The sequence below is a fragment of the Oleiphilus sp. HI0079 genome, assembly GCF_001635105.1.
The window spans coordinates 1-6174 of record NZ_LWFT01000298.1 but is presented as its reverse complement, the minus strand read 5'-3'; the positions used below and the strand labels follow the sequence as shown (position 1 = coordinate 6174).

Here is a 6174-nt window from a genome sequence, read left to right as displayed (position 1 = left end):
CGTTGCTTGACCCTCATCATCAAATGCGGCCTTCTTTGATGGACCGCGCTTTTCAATCTCTTTGTCTGCTTGTTGAAGAGCTAGTCCGGATATTTGAAGGGCGAGGCGGCGTGGTGCAGCAAAACTTTTGCTGTCTCCGTAGGTGATTCCGGCATCATCAAGGCCATCAAGAATACCCTTGCTGAATGCGGCTGAGAGTTTCTTTAATGCTTTCGGCGGGAGCTCTTCGGTGCCAAGTTCAACGAGAAAATCTTTGTGAGACACGATTACTTGCTCCCTTTGTCTGTTGCGGCTTCGACTTTTGCTATCACTTCGTCACGTAATTCTGCTGGGGCGAGAGGAAAGCCGAGTTTCATGCGAGTATCAAAATACGCCTGCGCGACGGCGCGGGCTAGGCTGCGTACGCGAAGAATAAAGCGTTGGCGCTCGGTGACCGAAATAGCGTGTCGTGCATCTAGCATATTGAACGTATGTGATGCTTTCAGAACCAGTTCATAGGCTGGCAATGGAAGACCTAATCCGATGAGTCTCTCGCTTTCTGATTCGTAGGTATCAAAGTTTCTGAACAGTGAATCAACATCAGCATGCTCAAAGTTGTAAGTCGACATTTCAACTTCGTTTTGATGGAAAACATCACCGTATGTTACGTCGCCGTCTGGCCCGTGGGTCCAGATTAAGTCATAGACGCTGTCGACGCCCTGAAGGTACATTGCGATACGCTCAAGGCCATAGGTGATTTCTCCAGTGACTGGATAGCACTCTAGGCCACCGACTTGCTGAAAGTAGGTAAACTGAGTGACTTCCATGCCGTTTAGCCAAACCTCCCAGCCCAGGCCCCATGCGCCTAATGTCGGTGACTCCCAGTTATCTTCAACGAAGCGAATGTCATGCACCATGGTATCAATGCCCATCGCTTTCAGTGACTCTAGGTAGAGATCCTGAATGTTCAGCGGGGAGGGTTTCATTACCACCTGGAATTGGTAGTAGTGTTGCAGGCGGTTGGGGTTTTCTCCATAACGACCATCTGTGGGGCGTCGGCTTGGTTGCACGTAAGCGGCATTCCAAGTCTCTGGCCCAATAGAGCGTAAAAATGTCGCAGGGTGGAAGGTGCCGGCACCGACTTCCATATCGAGAGGCTGAAGTACGACACAGCCCTTACTCGCCCAAAAATTTTGAAGAGCTAGGATTAGCCCCTGGAAGGTTTTTACATCTGGATTGGATTGTTCAGCCACAACTCGACCACCCGTAGTTATTTCTTTATGTTTGGATTTCACTATTCTCGCGAAAATTCGCTACAAAACGCGAGAAAAAGGAGCGGCATTATACACCATCGGTATCGCCGCTCGTGCACTTATTGCTTGATATATTTCAAAATTTCAACCACTTGCTCTGGCGTTTCTGCGACAGCGTGCGCAGCGCCGTCGACTTCTTTGAGTGGGTGGGTAATCTCAGGATCATGGATAACAACAATCGGTTTGCCTTTGCCAATTGCTATGCCAGCCTCAAATGCCGCATTCCATTGCTTGTATTTTGGACCAAAACGGACGACCGTTAGATCTGCTTTTTCGATCATCACGCTGGTTCTAAGGGCGTTAATTTTGGCCGCTTTATGGTCTTTCCAAAAGTTGTTGTCTTCTTCCCCGAGGATACGCACGCCCACTTCGTCACTTGCTTCATGGTTCGTCACTGGCGCAAAGATCTCAATATCGAGACCTGCTTCTTCAATTCCTGACGCGATGCGCTCACGCCAGTCTGTGTGTATTTCACCCGAAAGATAGATGCTGTATTTCATATTAGGTTTAAGTCCCTAGTTTTAATTGATTAAACTGTGCTCAAAGTAGGCGGATTCTAATTAACAGCCTAAAGGATGCAAGCCAAATATGCTTGCAAGAGTGCTGAAAGAAACAAGTGGAGGTTGAAATGCCGATATATGATCACAAATACGGCGGTCTGGATTACTTCAGGGTTTACCGATCCTGGGCGGGAAAAGAGTATCAGGAATACGTGCGCATTGGCGACAATCGAGAAGCCGCTCGTAGAGAAGCAGAGGAAATAGAAAAACGTTTGGACTCTGAGTATGAGATCTATCAGCGAGAGCAGGCTTCATTGCCGGGCTTTCATGTTCGCAGTGATGGATCGATCCGTGGTTTGCGGAGAGTGACAGTGGCTCGAGATTCTCGGGCTCCCGTTGATGTTCTAGAGTTGCGGATTAACGTGCCTTGGCAAAAGGGCGTGAAGAGGACGACGATTTCGATCGCAACACATGGTTTTGAGGAAGCCTTTTCTCAGGCGATCAATAAAATTCGTGAGTGGTATGGTCTAGAAGAATCAAATCCCGCTGTAAAAGCGATGCGTGCATGCGATGCGTTTTATGCTCAGGGCGACGAAATCGGTGCGATCAAAAGCGTTACGCACAAAGCGAAGCATGAGCTTGATAATCTCGCTCAGGGGGTTTTTAAAGGTCTTCGTAAATTGGGTATATCGGGCGTTGCATGAAACGTTTGCGAACTCTGGCGCTAGGTGCGCCAGAACGCAGGCGTAAACAACACAAGTAACGTAAAGATTTCTAGTCGTCCCATCAGCATTGCGACACATAAGACCCACTTGGAGAAAGTGGGTAGATCTCCATAGTGCAGGGCTACGTCTCCAAGACCAGGCCCCAAGTTGTTGATGCACGCGCCAACTGCCGACCAAGCAGTGACTTGATCAAGTCCGCTAGCTAGAAGTAAGAGCAGCAAGATTACAAATACAAAAAGATAGAGAGAGAAAAAGCCCCATACGGCTTCGACTACCCGGTCGGCCACAGGTTTTTTGCCTACCTTGATTGGAATGACTGCGTTTGGATGAATGAGGCGCTTTGCTTCGCGCATGCCTTGTTTCAGGATGAGAAGGATGCGAATTGCTTTCATGCCACCACCGGTGGATCCCGCGCAGCCTCCGACAAAGGCGACCACGAAGAGTAAAAATGGCAGTACAAAAGGCCAGTTTGCGAAATCGGCCGTAGAAAAGCCGGTTGTTGTGGCGATCGAGACGACCTCAAATAAGCCTTTTACAAAAGCTGTTGAAGGCTCGTAGGACTTGGTGTAAACCAGCGTCGTGATGGTGATAATGCTGACGAAAAGCATCAAGCCTGCGTAAAACTTGAATTCCGCATCTCGCCAGTAAACATTCGGACTGTTGGCGCGCCAGGCAGCAAAATGTAGCGCAAAGTTAACGCCCGAAATAAACATAAAGAAGATGGCGATTAGCTCAATGCTGACGCTGTCAAAGTAGCCGATACTTAGATCATGAGTTGAGTAGCCACCAATCGCGATAGTAGAAAAACTATGCGCGATAGCATCAAATACATCCATTCCTGCGCCCCAGTACGCGACGGCGCAGAGTACGGTTAGCCCCAAATATATGTACCAGAGCGCTTTCGCTGTCTCGGTGATTCGAGGTGTTAACTTACTGTCTTTTACTGGGCCGGGAGCCTCCGCGCGATAGAGCTGCATGCCACCAACACCGAGCATGGGTAGGACTGCAACTGCGAGCACGATCAGACCCATTCCGCCAAACCATTGAAGCTGCTGTCGATACCAGAGAATTGACTTCGGGAGATCATCCAGCCCCGTAATGACGGTTGCGCCTGTTGTGGTTAACCCTGAAAGAGATTCGAAATAGGCGTCTGTATAGGAAAGGTTTGGAGAGTCAGACAAATATAAAGGAATTGATCCGCTGAGACTTAGTACGATCCAGAACATGACAGTGACTAAAAAACCGTCTCGAACACGTAGCTCTCTTCGATATCCACGACAAGGAAGCCAGACCAGAAAGCCAAGACCAAGCGTGATAGAAAATGCCTCAACGAAAGCGAACAGCTGGCCGTCTCCATACAATTGGGAGACGATAATAGGAGGGATCATTGTAAAGCTGAAAAGCATCAACAATACGCCGAGCATCCTGCCTATGGTAAGAAATTGCATGCGTCTGCCTATGACTCTAGAAAAATGTTAAACCAACCTGGAATAGTTTTTCGACCTCACGCACTTTGCCTTTGTCGACCAGGAACAAAATGACATGGTCTTCGGGCTCAATTCGAATGTGGTCGTGTGCGATTAGTACTTCTTTTTTGCGGACGATCGCGCCGATGGTCGTACCTGTTGGTAAGGCGATCTCATCCAAGCGCTTGCCTACTACTTTCGATGAACGATGGTCACCATGCGCAATGGCTTCGATCGCTTCAGCTGCACCCCTGCGCAGTGAATGGACGTTGACGACATCGCCTCGTCGAATATGGGTTAGCAGGCTGCCGATGGTTGTTTGTTGTGGTGAAACCGCAATATCGATTTCTCCGCCCTGGATGAGGTCTACGTAGTCAGGGTTGCTGATCAGTGTAATCACCTTGCGCGCTCCCACGCGCTTGGCAAGCATTGAGGCCATGATGTTGGCTTCATCATCATTGGTGACAGCAATAAATACGTCTGTATTCTCAATATTCTCGTTGAGAAGCATCTCTTTGTCGGCTGCGTTGCCATGCAATACGATGCTTCGCTCAAGCTGCTCGGATAATTGATGCGCTCTGTCTTCAAATGCTTCGATGACTTTCACGCGATAGCGGCGCTCAAGCTTTTCGGCAAGACGCTGGCCAATATTTCCGCCGCCAGCAATAATAATGCGCTTATAGTCTTTATCCAAAGGCTGAAGTTCGCTCATAACCGCTTTAATGTGGTTGCGCGCAGCAATGAAGAATACTTCATCACCTTCGTTGATGACGGTATTACCGCTAGGGATAATTGGTTTTCCATCTCTAAAAATGGCAGCCACTCGCGTGTCAATATTAGGCACATGTTTTCGAATGTCTGACAATTCATGCCCAACTAAGGCCCCGCCCTTACATGCTTTAATCGCTACTAAGCTGACTGCGCCCTCTGCAAAGTCGAGGGCCTGCAATGCGCCAGGATATTCTAAGAGACGTTTGATGTGCTTCGTTACGACCTGCTCGGGACTGATCAGAACGTCAATGGGTACAGCATCATTTCGAAATAGTTTTTTACGACTTAAATACGCTGGCGCTCTAACACGGCTGATCTTGGTTGGAGTGCGAAAGAGCGAGTATGCGACTTGGCAAGCAAGCATGTTCACTTCGTCACTGTTAGTCACCGCAATGAGCATGTCGGCATCTTCTGCTCCCGCTTGCTCTAATACGTCTGGATACGAGCCTAGTCCGTTCACTGTGCGAATATCTATGCGATCGTTCAATTCCGCAAGTCGCCCTTTGTCCGGATCAATAACGGTAATGTCATTGGCCTCGCTTGCAAGGTTTTCGGCCAAAGTACCGCCTACCTGGCCGGCACCAACAATGATTATTTTCATAACAAAACCTTGCCTATTATTCCTTGATGATTACTGCATAGAAAAAGCCGTCATGAGCGCCTTCTTCGGGAAATAATTGTGTTCCAAAACCGGTATCTATGCCCCATGGCTGCAAGATGGGTGCTACAGACGCTTGCTCTTGCACTTTTAAAAAGCGCTCAACAACGCGTGCGTTTTCCTGAGGGAAAATGGAGCATGTTGCGTAGACCATTAAGCCGCCTGGTTTGAGCGTCTTCCAGAGCGTTGTTAGTAATTGTAGCTGTAGTTCCGCAAGATTCTTCAGGTCGCTTGGTTCTCTCAATAATTTAATATCAGGGTGTCTGCGAATCACGCCGGTCGCGCTGCAAGGGGCGTCAATCAGAATACGGTCAAAGGCATTTCCATCAAACCAGCTGTCTACCTCTTGTGCCGCCGCCGCTTTGGTTTTGGCTGCTAGACCTAAGCGTTGCAGGTTTTCATCAACGCGCTTTAAACGACGTGCATCGTGATCTAAAGCCAAGACCTGAAGATCTGGATGAGATTCAAGCATGGCACAGGTTTTTCCACCAGGCGCCGCGCATGCGTCTAACACGCGCATGCCCGGTTCGAGAGCAAGGAGTTGTGTTGAGAGTTGCGCGGCTTCGTCTTGAATGCTAACGAAGCCTGCATCAAAATTTGGAAGCGTTGTAATATCGCAGGGAGCTTCAAGTTGAATGCCTTTTTGCGAAAAGGAGCACGGGCTGGCAACGGTTCCGATCTCGTTTAACGCCTTGAGATAGTCGTCTCGAGTTATTTTTGACGAGTTAACGCGTAGTGTCATAGGTGGATGTTCGTTGCTGG

At 48.8% G+C, this 6174-nt stretch carries 7 protein-coding genes; 1 reads left to right on the top strand and 6 read right to left on the bottom strand.

Features of this window, described 5'->3' with window-relative positions:
- The 3 genes from A3750_RS04160 to A3750_RS04150 all read right to left on the bottom strand — a co-directional run.
- Window positions 1–264: glycine--tRNA ligase subunit beta (locus A3750_RS04160; RefSeq protein WP_156498386.1), on the bottom strand; the 264-nt coding region annotated here is incomplete at its 3' end.
- A gap of 2 nt (window positions 265–266) precedes the next feature.
- Window positions 267–1232 carry a glycine--tRNA ligase subunit alpha gene (glyQ, locus tag A3750_RS04155; protein WP_082863149.1) on the bottom strand — a complete coding sequence of 322 codons (966 nt, stop codon included), beginning with the start codon at window positions 1230–1232 and terminating at the stop codon, window positions 267–269.
- Window positions 1233–1351: 119 nt separating this feature from the next.
- Window positions 1352–1792 carry a YtoQ family protein gene (locus A3750_RS04150; RefSeq protein ID WP_068454855.1) on the bottom strand — a complete coding sequence of 147 codons (441 nt, stop codon included), beginning with the start codon at window positions 1790–1792 and terminating at the stop codon, window positions 1352–1354.
- Window positions 1793–1920: 128 nt separating this feature from the next.
- On the opposite strand from A3750_RS04150, the gene A3750_RS04145 reads away from it, so the two are divergent.
- On the top strand, window positions 1921–2496 hold the full coding sequence (locus A3750_RS04145; RefSeq protein WP_156492354.1) for a hypothetical protein: 576 nt from the start codon (window positions 1921–1923) through the stop codon (window positions 2494–2496).
- A 20-nt stretch (window positions 2497–2516) separates the two neighbouring features.
- Here the strand turns inward: A3750_RS04145 and A3750_RS04140 are convergent, their stop codons facing one another.
- The 3 genes from A3750_RS04140 to A3750_RS04130 all read right to left on the bottom strand — a co-directional run.
- Window positions 2517–3965 (bottom strand): TrkH family potassium uptake protein, encoded by a 1449-nt coding sequence (locus tag A3750_RS04140; protein WP_068454849.1) that lies wholly within the window; start codon window positions 3963–3965, stop codon window positions 2517–2519.
- A gap of 16 nt (window positions 3966–3981) precedes the next feature.
- Complete coding sequence (gene trkA, locus A3750_RS04135) at window positions 3982–5355, bottom strand: Trk system potassium transporter TrkA (protein ID WP_068453135.1); 1374 nt, start codon at window positions 5353–5355, stop codon at window positions 3982–3984.
- Window positions 5356–5371: 16 nt separating this feature from the next.
- Window positions 5372–6174 (bottom strand): methyltransferase domain-containing protein (locus A3750_RS04130; protein WP_231871705.1); only part of this gene is annotated, 803 nt, incomplete at its 5' end.

What these genes read in the sequence shown, in the direction of transcription:
- A3750_RS04150 (WP_068454855.1), bottom strand. Translation starts at nt 1,792, where the DNA reads ATGAAATACAGCATCTATCTTTCGGGTGAAATACACACAGACTGGCGT.
- A3750_RS04145 (WP_156492354.1), top strand. Translation starts at nt 1,921, where the DNA reads ATGCCGATATATGATCACAAATACGGCGGTCTGGATTACTTCAGGGTT.
- A3750_RS04140 (WP_068454849.1), bottom strand. Translation starts at nt 3,965, where the DNA reads ATGCAATTTCTTACCATAGGCAGGATGCTCGGCGTATTGTTGATGCTT.
- trkA (WP_068453135.1), bottom strand. Translation starts at nt 5,355, where the DNA reads ATGAAAATAATCATTGTTGGTGCCGGCCAGGTAGGCGGTACTTTGGCC.